13 protein-coding genes are annotated in these 14,289 nt (G+C 71.2%); 5 read left to right on the top strand and 8 right to left on the bottom strand.

The window, feature by feature from the left end:
* Positions 1–122: 122 nt before the first annotated feature.
* Both M8C13_RS02840 and pip read left to right on the top strand, forming a co-directional pair.
* Complete coding sequence (locus tag M8C13_RS02840; RefSeq protein WP_252478827.1) at positions 123–2,969, top strand: glycoside hydrolase family 2 TIM barrel-domain containing protein; 2,847 nt, start codon at positions 123–125, stop codon at positions 2,967–2,969.
* Positions 2,970–2,990: 21 nt separating this feature from the next.
* Positions 2,991–3,968, top strand: coding sequence for a prolyl aminopeptidase (gene pip, locus M8C13_RS02835; RefSeq protein ID WP_252478826.1), 978 nt, complete (start codon positions 2,991–2,993; stop codon positions 3,966–3,968).
* A 53-nt stretch (positions 3,969–4,021) separates the two neighbouring features.
* Here pip and M8C13_RS02830 read toward each other — a convergent pair whose 3' ends face one another.
* Both M8C13_RS02830 and M8C13_RS02825 read right to left on the bottom strand, forming a co-directional pair.
* Entirely contained in the window at positions 4,022–4,804 is a 783-nt protein-coding gene (locus M8C13_RS02830) for a tRNA(His) guanylyltransferase Thg1 family protein (RefSeq protein WP_252478825.1), read from the bottom strand.
* A complete protein-coding gene (locus M8C13_RS02825) occupies positions 4,801–5,253 on the bottom strand; it encodes an ATP-binding protein (protein ID WP_252478824.1) in 453 nt (150 codons plus the stop codon). Before M8C13_RS02825 ends, M8C13_RS02830 begins: the two co-directional genes overlap by 4 nt.
* Before the next feature lie 120 nt (positions 5,254–5,373).
* On the opposite strand from M8C13_RS02825, the gene M8C13_RS02820 reads away from it, so the two are divergent.
* Positions 5,374–6,081: an alpha/beta fold hydrolase gene (locus M8C13_RS02820; RefSeq protein WP_252478823.1), complete on the top strand. Its 708-nt coding sequence runs from the start codon at positions 5,374–5,376 to the stop codon at positions 6,079–6,081.
* A 32-nt stretch (positions 6,082–6,113) separates the two neighbouring features.
* Here the strand turns inward: M8C13_RS02820 and M8C13_RS02815 are convergent, their stop codons facing one another.
* The 3 genes from M8C13_RS02815 to M8C13_RS02805 form a co-directional block, all read right to left on the bottom strand.
* Positions 6,114–7,085 carry a hypothetical protein gene (locus M8C13_RS02815; RefSeq protein ID WP_252478822.1) on the bottom strand — a complete coding sequence of 324 codons (972 nt, stop codon included), beginning with the start codon at positions 7,083–7,085 and terminating at the stop codon, positions 6,114–6,116.
* An 80-nt stretch (positions 7,086–7,165) separates the two neighbouring features.
* Complete coding sequence (locus M8C13_RS02810) at positions 7,166–8,518, bottom strand: alpha-L-fucosidase (RefSeq protein ID WP_252478821.1); 1,353 nt, start codon at positions 8,516–8,518, stop codon at positions 7,166–7,168.
* Positions 8,515–9,855, bottom strand: coding sequence for an alpha-L-fucosidase (locus tag M8C13_RS02805; RefSeq protein ID WP_252478820.1), 1,341 nt, complete (start codon positions 9,853–9,855; stop codon positions 8,515–8,517). Before M8C13_RS02805 ends, M8C13_RS02810 begins: the two co-directional genes overlap by 4 nt.
* A 103-nt stretch (positions 9,856–9,958) precedes the next feature.
* Here M8C13_RS02805 and M8C13_RS02800 point away from each other — a divergent pair, with 103 nt between their 5' ends.
* Positions 9,959–10,921 (top strand): serine hydrolase, encoded by a 963-nt coding sequence (locus M8C13_RS02800; RefSeq protein WP_252478819.1) that lies wholly within the window; start codon positions 9,959–9,961, stop codon positions 10,919–10,921.
* Here the strand turns inward: M8C13_RS02800 and M8C13_RS02795 are convergent.
* Positions 10,915–11,508: a DUF305 domain-containing protein gene (locus tag M8C13_RS02795; RefSeq protein ID WP_252478818.1), complete on the bottom strand. Its 594-nt coding sequence runs from the start codon at positions 11,506–11,508 to the stop codon at positions 10,915–10,917. The two genes, M8C13_RS02800 and M8C13_RS02795, sit on opposite strands and share 7 nt — an antisense overlap.
* A 61-nt stretch (positions 11,509–11,569) precedes the next feature.
* Positions 11,570–12,301 (bottom strand): lytic polysaccharide monooxygenase, encoded by a 732-nt coding sequence (locus tag M8C13_RS02790; protein WP_252478817.1) that lies wholly within the window; start codon positions 12,299–12,301, stop codon positions 11,570–11,572.
* Between the two features lie 498 nt (positions 12,302–12,799).
* On the opposite strand from M8C13_RS02790, the gene M8C13_RS02785 reads away from it, so the two are divergent.
* Positions 12,800–13,090 carry a hypothetical protein gene (locus tag M8C13_RS02785; RefSeq protein ID WP_252478816.1) on the top strand — a complete coding sequence of 97 codons (291 nt, stop codon included), beginning with the start codon at positions 12,800–12,802 and terminating at the stop codon, positions 13,088–13,090.
* Here the strand turns inward: M8C13_RS02785 and M8C13_RS02780 are convergent.
* Positions 13,053–14,273 (bottom strand): MFS transporter, encoded by a 1,221-nt coding sequence (locus tag M8C13_RS02780; protein WP_252478815.1) that lies wholly within the window; start codon positions 14,271–14,273, stop codon positions 13,053–13,055. The genes M8C13_RS02785 and M8C13_RS02780 overlap by 38 nt on opposite strands.
* Positions 14,274–14,289: the final 16 nt, after the last annotated feature.

Here is a 14,289-nt window from a genome sequence, read left to right as displayed (position 1 = left end):
GGTGAGACTTCGACCATCCCGTGAGCGTTCACGTGAACGTTCACGGACCCGCCCGAAAGGGTCCTCGATGACGCTGGCTCGACGCCCGCAAGGGTTGAGCAGCCATCCCAGGAAAGGAAGCCATGTCGCCGTCCTACGTCGAGGACCCGTCCCCGGGCCACGGCAGCCTGTCCCCGCGCGCGCACTTCCGCTCGGACGCGCGTTCGCTGTCCCTCAACGGCGACTGGCGCTTCCAGCTCTCGCCCAGCCTCGCGGCCGCGCCGGAGGGCATCGAGCACCCGGAGTTCGACGACTCCGCCTGGACCGGCCTGCCGGTGCCCGCGCACTGGCAGCTGCACGGCCACGGCAAACCGGCTTACACCAACGTGGTCTACCCCTTCCCGGTCGACCCGCCGCGGGTGCCCTCGGACAACCCGACCGGCAGCTACCGGCACACCTTCACCCTGGACGCCGACTGGCTGACCCAGCCCGCGGTGCTGCGCTTCGACGGCATCGACTCCTGCGCCCGGATCTGGCTCAACGGCACCGAACTGGGCGTCACCAAGGGCAGCAGGCTGCCCTCGGAGTTCGAGGTCGGGCCGCTGCTGCGGGCGGGGGAGAACCTGCTGGCGGTGCGGGTGCACCAGTGGTCGGCGGCCAGCTACCTGGAAGACCAGGACATGTGGTGGCTCTCCGGCATCTTCCGCTCGGTCACCCTGCTCGCCCGTCCCACCGGCGGCATCGGCGACTACTGGCTGCGCGCCGACTACGACCACACCACCGGCCGCGGCACCATCACCGTGGACACCGTGCCCGGCGCCCGCCTCAGTATTCCCGAGCTCGACCTGCACGACCACCCGGCCGCCCAGCCGGTCGAACTGCCCGCCGTGGAGCCGTGGAGCGCCGAACAACCCCGCCTGTACCACGGCGAACTGGCCACCGACGCCGAGCGGGTGCCGGTCCGGATCGGCTTCCGCACGGTGTCCATTGAGGACGGTCAGCTCAAGGTCAACGGGCAGCGGGTGTTCTTCCGCGGTGTCAACCGGCACGAGCACGACCCCCGCCACGGCCGCGCGGTGCCCCGCGAGATCGCGGTGGCCGACGTGGAGCTGATGAAGCGGCACAACATCAACGCCGTGCGCACCAGCCACTACCCGCCCGACCCCGCCTTCCTGGACCTGTGCGACGAGTACGGCCTGTGGGTCATCGACGAGTGCGACCTGGAGACCCACGGCTTCGAGCGGCTCGACTGGGCAGGCAACCCCAGTGACGATCCACAGTGGACGGACGCCTACCTGGACCGCATGCGCCGCATGGTGGAACGGGACAAAAACCACCCGAGCATCGTGCTGTGGTCGCTGGGCAACGAGGGCCACACCGGCGCCAACTTCCGGCGGATGGCCGAGTGGGCCCGCGACCGCGACCCCGGCAGGCCGATCCACTACGAGGGCGACCACGACTGCGCCTACGTCGACGTCTACAGCCGGATGTACGCCTCCCACCAGGAGGTCGAGCAGATCGGCCGCGGCGAGGTGGACAACCCACGCCACGCCGAGCTGCCGTTCCTGCTGTGCGAGTACGCGCACGCCATGGGCACCGGCCCCGGCGGCCTGCTGGAGTACCGCGAGCTGTTCGAGCGCCACCCGCGCTGCCAGGGCGGCTTCATCTGGGAGTGGATCGACCACGGCCTGCTCCAGCGCACGCCGGACGGCCGCGAGTACTACGCCTACGGCGGCGACTTCGGCGAGTCCGTCCACGACGGCAACTTCGTCATCGACGGCCTGCTCTTCCCCGACCGCACCCCCTCGCCCGGCTTGATCGAGCTGGCCAAGATCTACGAACCGGTCCGGATCACCGCCGCCCCCAACGGCATCCGCGTGCACAACCACCACGACTACCGCCCCCTGGACCACCTCAGCTTCCACTGGACCCTGGAAGCCGAAGGCATCCCGGTGGCCACCGGCGACCTGCCCGTGCCCACCGTCCACTCCGGACAGTCGGTCGACCTCCCGCTCCCCGAGCTCCCCGCCACCGACGGCGAAACCTGGCTCACCATCCGCGCCGTCCTGGCCACCGGCACCCGCTGGGCCCCCGCCGGTCACCAGGTCGCCTGGGGTCAGCTCCCGATCGCCCCGGCCACCACCCCGGCCCGCACCGGCGCCACCCGCCTGCTGCACGCCCCGGCCGGTCTGCGCCTGGGCATCGGGGCCTTCGACCCCACCACCGGCGGGCTGGTCTCCCTCGGCGGCCACCAGGTCACCGGCCCCCGGCTGGACCTCTGGCGCGCCACCACCGACAACGACCGCGGTGGCCACCCCTCGGAAGCCGGCACCTGGCGCGCGGCCGGCCTGCACCGCCTCCAGCACCGCATCAGCGAGATCCACCTCGCCGACACCGAGCTGCTGGTCCGCACCAGGGTGGCCCCGCCCGGCCTGTCCTTCGCCCTGCTCGCCGACTACCGCTGGACCGCCGACCAGGACACCCTCCGCCTCCGCCTGGACCTGGAACCCGAAGGCGAATGGCCGTGCACCCTGCCCCGCCTCGGCCTGCACCTGGCCATCCCGGCGGAGTTCGGCCAGGTCGAGTGGTTCGGCGGCGGCCCGGGCGAGGCCTACCCCGACAGCCGGCAGTCCGCCCGCATCGGCCGCTACACCGCCTCGGTGGACGACCTGCACACCCCGTACGTCTTCCCGCAGGAGAACGGCAACCGCGTCGACGTCCGCTGGGCTGAACTGTCCACAGTGGACGGCCAGTGCTTCCGGATCGCGGGCGTGCCGACCTTCGACCTCACCGCCCGCCGCTGGACCACGGCCGACCTGGACGCCGCCACCCACGCCACCGACCTCCACCCGACCGACCAGGTCCACCTCCACCTGGACCTGGCCCACCACGGCCTGGGCACCGCCTCCTGCGGACCGGGCGTGCTGCCGCAGTACCGCCTGCACCCGGGCAAGGCCGCACTGGAACTGGTGTTCAGTATTCCGCGTTGACCGGTGCGCGATCATGGCTGCATGGCGACCACATCCGGCGACGGGCGTTATCCACTGAGTGAGCCAGACGAGACCGGAATGCTGGAGGTCGGCGACGGTCATTCGCTGTACTGGGAGGTCTCGGGCAACCCCGGCGGCAAACCGGCCGTCGTGCTGCACGGCGGTCCCGGGTCGGGCAGCACGCCGGCCAGGCGGAGCCTGTTCGACCCGGACCGGTACCGGGTGGTCCAGTTCGACCAGCGCAACTCCGGGCGCAGCACCCCGTCGGCCACCGACCCGGTCGTCGACCTGTCGGCCAACACCACCCAGCACCTCATCGCCGACATCGAGGCCCTGCGGGTGCACCTGGGCCTCGATCGCTGGCTGGTGTGGGGCGGCTCGTGGGGCGTCACCCTCGCCCTGGCCTACGCGCAGGCGCATCCGGAACGGGTGAGCGAACTGGTGCTCGCGGCGGTGACCAACGGCGACCGCCGCGACACCGACTGGATCACCCGGGACATGGGCCGCGTCTTCCCGCGCGAGTGGGAAAGATTCCGCGACGGCGTGCCGGCCGCCGAACGCGACGGCGACCTGTCCGCCGCCTACAGCAAGCTGCTGCACGACCCCGACCCCGAGGTCCGCGCCCAGGCCGCCCGCGGGTGGTGCGAGTGGGAGGACACGCACATGTCGCTGGCCCCCGACGCCGCACCCCGCCTGTCGGTGGCCGACCCGGCGTTCCAGCTGGCCTTCGCCCGCATCGTGACCCACTACTGGTCCCACGGCTGCTTCCTGGAGGAGGGGCAGCTACAGCGTGGCATCGAGCGGTTGCACGGGATTCCGGCCGTGCTGATCCACGGGCGTTACGACGTCAGCAGCCCACTGGACACCGCCTGGGCGCTGCACCGGGCCTGGCCAGGAAGCGAGCTGGTGGTCCTCGACGACACCGGTCACACCGGCGGCGGCCTGACCGCGGCGATCATCGCCGCCACCGACCGCTTCGCCCGCGCTCAGGGCGAGTGACAGATCGGGGTCGACCACCGCATGATCCGAGCATTGCCCGCCGGGCGGGGAAGTCAATCCGCCGTCGGCGCACGCCCGGTCGCGACTCCGGAACCGGCCTGGGCCAGCACCAGTTCCCGGTACTCCCGCCGCACCGGCAGCTCCCGCTCCACGTGCACCCGGCGGCGACTGCTGGTCACCTCGGTCTCCCGCACCGGATCGAACCCGGTCACCGGCACCGCCTGCCACCACAGCCCGATCCCGCGCCGCTGCCAGGCGGGCAGTGCGGTGAAGTTGATCCCGCGCGCGAACAGCAGCTCGTGCTTGGCCGCCTCCGGCAGCCCGCGCAGCTCCGCGGTGGCCTGCCCGCCGCTGCGGCCCTCGCCGCGCAGGGTCCAGTAGCTCCAGGCGTTGAGCGCGTTGCGCGCCGCGTCCGCCTGCCGCCAGGAGAAGTAGTCGGCCACCTCGGCCGGGGAACCGCCCAGCCACACCCGGCTGTCGAAGTGCGCGGGCGCGCCTGCCGCGTGGGTGAACGCCGCCGAGGCGAGACCGGCCGAGATCGACACCAGCTTCTCCTGCCGCCGCCCGAACAACGCGAACTCCGGTGGCAGCAGCACCGAGATCTCATCGCTCTGGGTGTAGGCGAACCGGCCGCCCAGCTCGGTGAGCAGCAGTCGCGCGGTCTCGGCCATGAACCCGGCGAACCGCTCGTCGTACGGCTTGCTGAAGCGCTGCTCGGTGAACCTGGTGAACGAGCGCCCGTCCAGCCGCAGCACCGCCCACGCCCCCGGCAACAGGGTCAGCCCCTGGAACCACTCCCGCGCCCGCTGCGCCGCCTCGAACTCCGCGCTGTTCACCCGGCCCCCTCCACCGTGAATCCGCCCGCGCCGTCGAAGCGCACCGTCCGCACCTCGTCGAAGCCGTCGGCGAGCCGGGGCCTGCGCAGGCGTCCCAGGGTGGCACGTAGACCGACCTCGGGCACCCTGGTTTCCAGCGGGCGCAACGCGTTCCGGGCCGCCGAGCCCACCGGGTCCGGCGGGAACCAGTAGGCCACCACCCGCGCCCCGTGCCCGCGGCCGAGCTCGATCAGCGGCTGCCAGGTCTCGGCATCCGGGTTGGTGTTGTCCACGGCCACGTCCCGGCCCGCGGCCAGGGCCTCGTCGATCAGGCGGAGCTGGCGGCGCTGCCGGTGGCGGGCGCGGGGGAAGTTGTCCTTGCTGACGTGCTCGTGCGTGGCGGCCAGGCGCCGGCGGTAGAACGTGGTCTTGCCCGAGGCCTGTAGGCCGATGAGGATCGCCAGCTCCATCCGCCGCACCCTAGAGACAGAACGTTCGTTCCGCAAGGTTGGGTCCGTCACCTTGTCCAGGTTGCCGGACGGCCGTAGCGTCTGCGGCAGAAAGAACGATCGTTCTGTCGAGGAGTTGCCATGAGCACCAAGCCCACCATCGTCCTGGTCCACGGCGCGTTCGCCGACTCGTCCAGCTGGACCGGCGTGATCACCCGGCTCCGCGAGCAGGGCTTCCCGGTCGTCGCGGTGGCCAACCCGCTGCGCGGCACGGACTCCGACGCCGCCTACGTCACCGAGGTGGCCGGCCACATCCCCGGACCCGTGGTCCTGGTCGGCCACTCCTACGGCGGCGTGCTGATCACCCGGGCCGCCGCGGACCTGCCGAACGTCCGCGCGCTGGTCTACATCGCCGCGTTCCAGCCGGAGGCGGGGGAGAGCGTGTTCGGTCTCGCCGGGCGGTTCGCCGGCGGCAAGCTCGGTCCGGAGACCACGAACGTGTTGGCGCACAACGGCGAGGCGGAACTCTCGATCAAGGCCGAGGACTTCGCCGAGGTGTTCGCCGCCGACCTGCCCGCCGAGACCGCCGCGGTGCTTGCGGTAACTCAGCGGCCGGTGGCTGAGCGGGCGCTGGCCGCGGCCTTCGACGGGGTGCCCGCCTGGTCGAAGCTGCCCTCCTGGGCGCTGATCGCGAGCCAGGACAACGCGATCCCGGCCGCGGCGCAGGAGTTCATGGCCGAGCGGGCCGGCTCGGTGGTGACCAGGGTGGCCGCCTCGCACGCGGTCTCGGTGTCCCGGCCGGACGTGGTGGCCGAGGTCATCCTCGACGCCGCGGCCCGCACCGCCTGAGTCGGCGGCTCAGGCGGTGCGGGATGGGGCACTCAGACGTCCACGTGCCAGTGCACGCCCAGGGTGCCCCTCTTGGCCTGCCGGTTGGAGGCTTCCACGCCGACCCAGCCGTGCAGCACCCCGTCGTCGTCGATGACCTGCAACTGCGGCTTGATGTGCGAGCCGCCGGCGTAGCAGTCGTTGCTGCCCTGGCGCAGGCAGGTGCAGTGGTGCTCGTAGTAGTTCTTCCGCCCGCCCTCCGAGGCCAGGTAGTACCGGATCGCCCTGACCTCACCGGGTTTGCAGGCGGTGCAGGCGTTCTCCGAGGCGGGCAGGCCCGCGCTGAGGCAGTCGCCGTTGCACTGCTTCCAGGCCGTGGAGGTCAGATCCATCACCGAGGCGTTGGTGCCAGTGGTGATCTGACCGGTGGCCACCACGTAGGTGATGTGGTTGGACCGGCCGAGGTACTTGTGCTTGGGGACCTTGGTCAGCGGCACCGAGGTGTCGTGCGGGGCGTTGCTGCCGTAGCCCTTGCCGACGTTGGCGCCGTAGTTGGAGCCGGTCAGGCTGATCGCGCTGAGCCGCTCGGTCGGCTTGGCCACCGCCCAGGTCTCGGTCTGCCCGCCGTCCCAGGTGATCACGACCTCGGTGCCGTTGTTGGTGTAGGTGCCGTTGAGCGACTTGGTCGGGGCGCCTGCCTGGAACCCGCCGGAGGTGTGGATCGCGCAGTTGTCGCACCCGGCCGAGGTGGGCCGGATGGTGGCGTGCGGGTAGCCGGTGCCCCAGTCCCAGAACCAGAACGACTCGGTCACCGTGCCGTTGCCGTTGAAGTAGTACATGGCCAGCCGGGCGAAGGACTGCTGCCCGCTGTCGGAGTGGAAACCGCCGATGCTGACCGCGTAGATCCGCTTGCCACCCGGGTAGTCCACCGCCTGCGCCACCCCTGGCACCGCCGCCGTGGTCGCGGTGAGCACCAGCGTGAGCGCCAGCAACAGCCGCCGGCAAGCCCCGAACATGCGTTTCATCCCAGTACCCCTCAGTCCCCGTGCCGCATGGAGGTCAACCGAACCAGTATCGGGTCACGGCGCTCCCACCGCATCGATCCTCACACTTCGGTGAAGGGCCGCACGTGTGACGCGGGTTCGAGCCGGAGGCTGCAGGCGGGCCGGGGATCGAGTTGGTCGGGCAACCGGACGCGGACCCCCATCGCACTCGGCGCCCAGTCGAGTGCCGCGTGGTTGCCCGCCAGGGAAACCCGGGCTCCGTCGTCGAGCTGGACGTCGATGTCCACCTGCCGCCCGGCCGGGGTGCCCAGCACGATGGCGTGCACGGCCTCGGCGGAGCGGGTGTAGCGGATGTCGAGCGACTCGCCGGTGAGCCCCTTGGGTTTGTGCCAGGGCCGGGTGCCGTAGATGGCCTCGCCGTTGGTCTCCAGCCACCAGCCCAGGGCGAGTAGCGGTTCGGCCTGCATCCACGGGATCGCCCCGGCCGCGGTCGGCCCGACGTTGATCAGCAGGTTGCCGCCGCGGGCCACCACGTCGACGAAGGTGTGGATCAGCTGCTTCCCGCTCAGGTGCGTGCTGGGCGGTTCCATCCGGTTGTAGCCCCAGGCGGTGCCCAGGGTCAGGCAGGACTCCCACTTGCCGGTGAACTCGCCCTTGGTGGTCTGCTCGGGAGTGCGGAAGTCGAAGTGGATGCCCGAATCCTCTGCCCCGAACCGGTCGTTGACCAGCCCGTCGGGAACTTTTTCCCAGTACCGCTGGAAGATCGCGGGCACATCGGACTCGGCCGGGTAGCTGTAGTCGTTCCACAGCACCGAAGGGGAGTAGCGGTCGATGAGCTCGCGGAGATGCGCGCCGGCGTACTCGGCGTACTGCTTGCCCGGCGGACAGCCGTTGAAGAACTTCTCCAGGTCGGTCAGCGGCAGGCCGGTGAAGGTCCAGTCCGCGCCGCCGCAGTAGTAGGTGGCGAACCGCAAACCCTTGGCACGCACCGCGTCCGCGAGATCACCGACCACGTCCCTGGTGGACTGCCAGCCCTCCCGGTGCGGATTGGGGTGCGCGCTGGGCCAGAGCAGGAACCCGTCGTCCATCTTGGTGGTCAGCACGACATAGCGGGCGCCGGCGCGGGCGAACAGCTCGGCCCAGGGCCGCGGATCCCAGGCCGGGAGCACCTCGTCGCGGAAGATCCGCACGAAGTCGGCGTAGTCCAGCCCGGGGTAGTTCTCCCGGTGGTGGCGCTCGGTGGGGCTGCCGGGGATGTGCATGGTGTTCCAGTACATGTCCGCGTACGGGTTGCGGCGCATGGCCTGCACGCCGGACTCGTCGTAGCCGAGCAGCTCATCGACCGGGTGCGCCGAGGGCACCGGCGCGTAGGCCGGGACCACCGCTGGGTTCCAGTGGATGAAGATGCCCAGCTTGGCCTGGTCGAACCAGGCGGGCGTGACGCGCTCGGTCATCCCGCCACCGCCTCGGCGGGCGAGATCCGCAGCACCAGCGCGACCTGCTCGTCCGGCGCCTCCGGCAGCCGCACCCGAACCCCGCCCTCGCCCGGCTCCCAGGCCACAGCGTTGCCCAGCAAGGAGATCTCGGCCCCCGCGTCAACGGACACATCCAGCTCGACCAACTCAGTGGCCGGTGTGCCCAGCACGATCGCGTGCACCGCGTCGGCGGATCGGGTGTAGCGGACGTCCAGGCCGCAGCCGGTGGTTCCGGTGGCGCGCAGCCAGGGCCGGGTCCGGTAGATCGCCTCGCCGTTCTCCCGCAGCCACCAGCCCAGGGTGAGCAGCCGGGTGGACTGCGCCCACGGGATTCGACCCGAGGCGGTCGGCCCGACGGCGGGCAGGAAGTTGCCGCCGCGCGCGACGCAGTCGACGAACTCGTGGATCAGCTCGGCCGGGCTGAGGTAGGACTCGTCGTGCTCCATCCGGTTGTAGCCGAAGGAGGAACCCAGTCCCCGGCAGGACTCCCACTTGCGGTCCGCCGGCGCGTCGTTCTGGTAGTCGCGCTGGTACTCCAGGGTCGCGAAGTCGGCCAGCTGCTCCTCCGAACCCGTCGGCGCTGGACCGAACCGGTCGTTGACCACCCCGTCCGGCACCTGCTCCCGGTACCAGGACACGAGTTTCCCGGCGTCCCCCGGGTATCCCGCGTCGTTCCACAGCACCGACGGCCGGTAGCGCTCGACCAGCTCGCGCCAGTGCGCCTCGGCGTAGACGAGGTAGTCCGGGTTCTCCGCGATGGCCGGGGGCAGGTTCTCGTAGTCCTCGGGCGCGGGCGGCTCGGCGAAGGTGAAGTCCAGCCCGCTGCTGTAGAGAACCCCGAACTCCAGCCCGCGCGCCCGCACCGCCTCGGCCAGCTCACCCGCCACATCCCGCTCGACCTGCCAATTCCGCCGATGCGGGTTGGGTGTCGAACTGGGCCAGAGCAGAAAGCCGTCCTGGTGTTTGACGGTGAGCACCACGTATTTCACGCCAGCCGCGACGAAAAGATCCAGCCAGGGCTCCGGATTCCACCGTTGCACACCGTTCCGGAATTCTTCGGCGAAAGACGCGTAGTCAGTCCCCGGATGGTACTCGGCGTGGTGCTCCGCGACCGCGCTGGTCGGGATGTGCAGCTGGTTCAGGTACATCTCCGCGAACGGCAGTCGATCGCGCAGCAGCGTGCCCGCGTCCTCCTCGGACATTTCCGCCCATTCCTCAGGCGAGGGGAACAACGGCGCGAACGCCGGTATCGCGGCGGGTGTCCACACAATCATGACCCCGAACTTGGCCTCGTCGAACCACGATGAATTCGCCATGTCCTCACATTTCCCTTGGCGGTGGAAAACCGACGCTAGCCAGCCAGGGAATCCATATGCATACGAGTTCACCCGTTCGGCCCAACCGGATAGGGTTTCCGCCGTGACCGAAACCCACGGCGACCAGGCCCTCGCGACCCGCCTGCGCGCCACCCTCGGCAAGCGCCACCCGGTCTTCGCCGCGGCCATCGTGACCGCCGGGTCGACCCGGCTGGCCTGCGCGGGCGCCGACCTCTCCGCCGACTTCGAGATCGGCTCGATCAGCAAGGGCGTCACCGGCCTGCTCTACGCCGAAGCGCTGGCCCGCGGCGAGATCACCCCGGCCACCACCCTCGGCGATCTCCTGCCGCTCAACGGAATCCCGGCCGCGCGCATCACCCTGGCCGCCCTCAGCACCCACCACTCCGGCATGCCCAGGCTGCTGCCCACCGGCGACCTCCTCCGCAGGTCGATCGCGCTGTGGCGGCACGGCGCCAACCCCTACGGCGAAACCCGCGCCCAGCTACTCGCCGACCTGCACCGCGCCCGCCCGAAAAAACCCCGCTTCCGCTACTCCAACCTCGGCTACCAGCTCCTCGGCCACGCCCTGTCCGCCACCACCACCTACCCCGCCCTGCTCCAGCAACGCCTCAGCGACCCCCTCGGCCTGTCCTGGTACGTCCCGGCCACCCCCGCCGAGCTCCGCCCCAGCGCCCTGCCCGGCCGCAGTGCCTCGGGCCGGCCACGCGAGCCGTGGACCGGCGAGGCGGTCGCTCCGGCCGGTGGCATCCGGGCCACCATCGCGGACATGGCCACCCTGATGTCCGCGCTGCTCAACGGTTCCGCGCCGGGGATCGCCGCCCTGGACCCGGTGACCGAGGTGGCCGGGCCCTCGGTGCGCATCGGCGCGGCCTGGCTGACCACGGCGCGGCGGGGGCGCGAGATCACCTGGCACAACGGGGGAACCGGCGGGTTCCGCAGCTGGCTGGGACTCGACCGGGCCGCGGGCCGGGGCGTGGTCCTGTTGTCGGCCACCGCCTCCTCGGTCGACCGCCCCGGCATGGACCTGCTGCTCTCCGGTTACTGACCCAGGAACGCCAGCAGCTGCTGGATCTGCGCCGTGCGCGACTTCACGATCCGGTCCGCCAGCTCCTTCACCTGCGGATTGCTGCCATCCCGCAACACGTTTCGGGCCATCTCCACCGCCCCGTGCTGGTGCCCGGTCAGCACGTTCACCGCATCCCGGTCGAACTTGCCCCCGCCGGTCCTGGCCAGCGCGTCGATCACCTCCTTCGAGGTCGCGGGCATGCCGCCGTGGTGGGCGTGCAGGTCCGGGTTGGTGTCCACTGTGGTCGGTCGCCCCCAGGACCGCAGCCACCCGGTCATGGTCTCCGCCTCGGCGAGCTGGGTGGCCTCGACGGCGACGGCCAGGTCCTTGATCTCCTTGCGGGTGGCCTTGTCCTTGGCCAGCTTGGCGATCTGCACTGCCTGTCCGTGGTGCGGGAGCATCATCTGCAGGAACATCACGTCCGCGTCGTTGAAGTTCGCGGCGGCCGTGGCCGTGGCGGGCGACGCGGACGGTGAAGGCGTTGCGGCAGCGGGGTTTGGCGGGGTGCTCGCGCAGCCGGCGAGCAGCACGACGGCGAGCACGGCGGCGAGGAGGGCTCGGTTCACGGTGGTTGCCTTTCGGACACCGGCCCGCGCCCCCGGCGGCTGGGGCGCGAGCCGGTAGCGGTCAGACCTGTTGCCACAGGGCGGGGGTGTTCGGGGGTTCCCAGCCGGGCAGCGCGGTGTGCGCCAGGGTGCAGCGGAACGTGCTGCCGTTGTAGGTGACCTGGCTGCCGACCTGGTAGGCGGTGCCCGAGGCCCAGGTGCCGCCGGGCGGGGGAGTGCTGGTCGTGGTCGGCGTGGTGGTCTTGGTGGTCGGGCTGGTGGTGGGGGTGCCGCCGCCGCCGATCTGCAGGTCCACGCAGGCGTAGAAGGCCATCGGGGTGTCGCCGATGTTCCAGATCGCCAGCAGCTTCTGCCTGCCGGTCGCGCCGCCCAGGTTCACCGTGTGCGAGACGGTGGGCGGTGGCTGCACGTTGCCGCCGTCGATCAGCGCCACCCGCTGGCCGTTGAGGTAGTACTCGTAGTCGCGGGTGCGGTGCCGGGCGGTGAAGGTCCAGGTGAAGTTCACCGTGCCGCCGACCGCGGTGGCCTTCCAGCCCTTGCTGTCGTCGTCGAGGTCGGTGAACGGCGCGTTGCCGCCACTGCAACTGCGCAGCCCCTTGGGTCCCTCCACGCTCTGCGGCTCGTACTTGATCGGCCCGCAGGGCACGGTGCCCTGCGCGCACTGGGCCTGCCTGCTGGGCGGGGAGGAGATGTAGCCGTGCGCGAACGCCGGGCTCGCGGGCATCACCACCAGCAGGAAGGGGGTGATGCCGAGGGCGGCCACGGCCATGGTGAACAGGCGTCTGAGAGTCATGGGTCAGCTCCCTGCCGGGATCGTCCCGGCGGCTGCGCCCGACGTCGTGCCCCGTCGCACGCGATCAACAGGTGCCTGCGCCGGGCAGGGCCGGCGCCGCGGCGCGGGAGGCACGGACACGCCACCACCTCGCTCCGCTCACGCGCGTCACGACACCGACCGGCGAGCCGGCTCCGTGGCACACGGACGAGGCGGCGGGTCCGAATGTCACACAGGGTAATGTGGTCTAGACCATAAGGTACCTGGGTTGTTCATGTCAATGAACAGCCGGGGTGCGGTGCGCTAGTGTCCTGAGTCGGAAGTTCGGTGGCGGTATCGGCGGTCCAGGTTTCCGCTGGGCGTGCCGCAGGGAAGCCCTCGTACCGGGTTGTACGTGGGCTTTCCGGCGGTGCGGTCAGTGGGAAGCTGGGCCGTCGAGACCGCTGGCGAACTTCCGACTCAGGACACTAGGTGGTTCCACTCATGTGCCGGGCCGCTGGATCGGCGCACACTGCACCGGTGACCGATGCGGAACCGGAGCCGGGAGGCAAGCCGGGCGATGTGCTGCTGCCCGCGCTGGCCATCAGCTGGCTGCTGGTCCTGCCCGTCCTGGGGTTGAGCGCCTACTTCGCCGCCTTGCGCGCGGACGCCAGTGCGACGCTGGCCTGGGCCGCGACCGCCTGCGCCGTACTGCCGCCCGCGGCCGGGACGGTGATCGCCACCTGCGTCAAGCGCTGGGGCTTCACGGTGTTCTTCTCGATCGGCCTGGGGTTCATGCTGTTGTTCGCCGTGCGGTTCTGGCCTGGCTGACGCGGTCGGCTGGCGCGGCGAAAGCGGTCGATCGGCGCACCACGAGCAGCGCGATGAGTCCGCAGACCGCCGTCGTGGCCACCGCCAGCGGCAGCGCGTCCTGGGCGAGGAAGAAGCCGCCGAGGCCGGCGCCCGCCGCGATGCCGATCTGGAAGGCCACGATGTAGACGCTGGAAGCCAGGTCTTGCCGGGTCGCGGTGGCGCGCAGCACCGCGGCTTGCAGCACCACGCCGATCGCGCCTGCGGGTGCCGCCCAGAGCACGACCACCGCGCCGCTGAGCAGTCCCGAACTTGGGCCGAGGGTCAGCAGCGCCAGCATGCAGACCGCCAGACCGCCGGCCACGAACAGGCCGGTGGCCTGGGGGTGGCTGTCCAGCGCTCGGCCGATCAGCACCAGGCCGAGCAGACCCGCTGCGCCGTAAGCGAAAAGCAGGGCCGCGGTCGCCGATCCGGTGAGGTGGGCGTAGTCGGCGATGATCGCGGTGATGTAGGTGTAGGCGGTGAAGTGGCCCAGCACCACCAGCACCGTGGTCAGGTTCACCGCGGCCAGCGAACGGTCGGTCACCACCTGCCGGAGCGCGGACAGTCCTTGTCCCGGCGTGGCGTGCTCCGCCGGCATCGGCTCGACCGTGGCGCGGATGGCCACCGCGGACAGTGCCGCGACCACGGCCAGCACGACCACGGTGGGCCGCCAGCCCAGGGTCGAGCCGAGCCAGGAGCTCAGGGGCAGGCCGAACAGCAGGGCCAGTGAGTTCCCGGCGAAGACCACCGCGGTGGCCCGTCCGGCCCGCTCCGGTCCCAGCAGGCGGGCGGCCATCGGCGCGACCACCGACCAGAACACCCCGTGGCCCACCGCGGAGACCAGCCGGGCGGCCACCGCGACGCCGTAGCTGGGCGCCAGGGCCAGCAGCAGGTTGGACAGCGCGATCGCGATCACCGTGACCAGGGCCGTGGTCCGGCGGTCCCAGCGGGCGGTGAGCACCACCAGCGGCATCACGGTGATCGCGACGACCACCGCGTAGCCGGTCATCAGCAGGCCGATCGCCGCGTCCGATGCATTCAGACCCGCCGCGAGCTGCGGTAACAGGGCCACCGGCAGGTTCTCCGAGGTGACCGAGATGAAGCAGGCGGTGCTCAGCGCCACCAGGGCCATACCCGTTCGAGAGCTTGTCGCCGCGCGCATTGTGTAACGATACACA

Source organism: Crossiella sp. SN42 (assembly GCF_023897065.1).
Taxonomy (GTDB): domain Bacteria; phylum Actinomycetota; class Actinomycetes; order Mycobacteriales; family Pseudonocardiaceae; genus Crossiella.
Note: the sequence above shows the minus strand (reverse complement) of the source record. Positions and strands in the feature narration are given on the sequence as shown.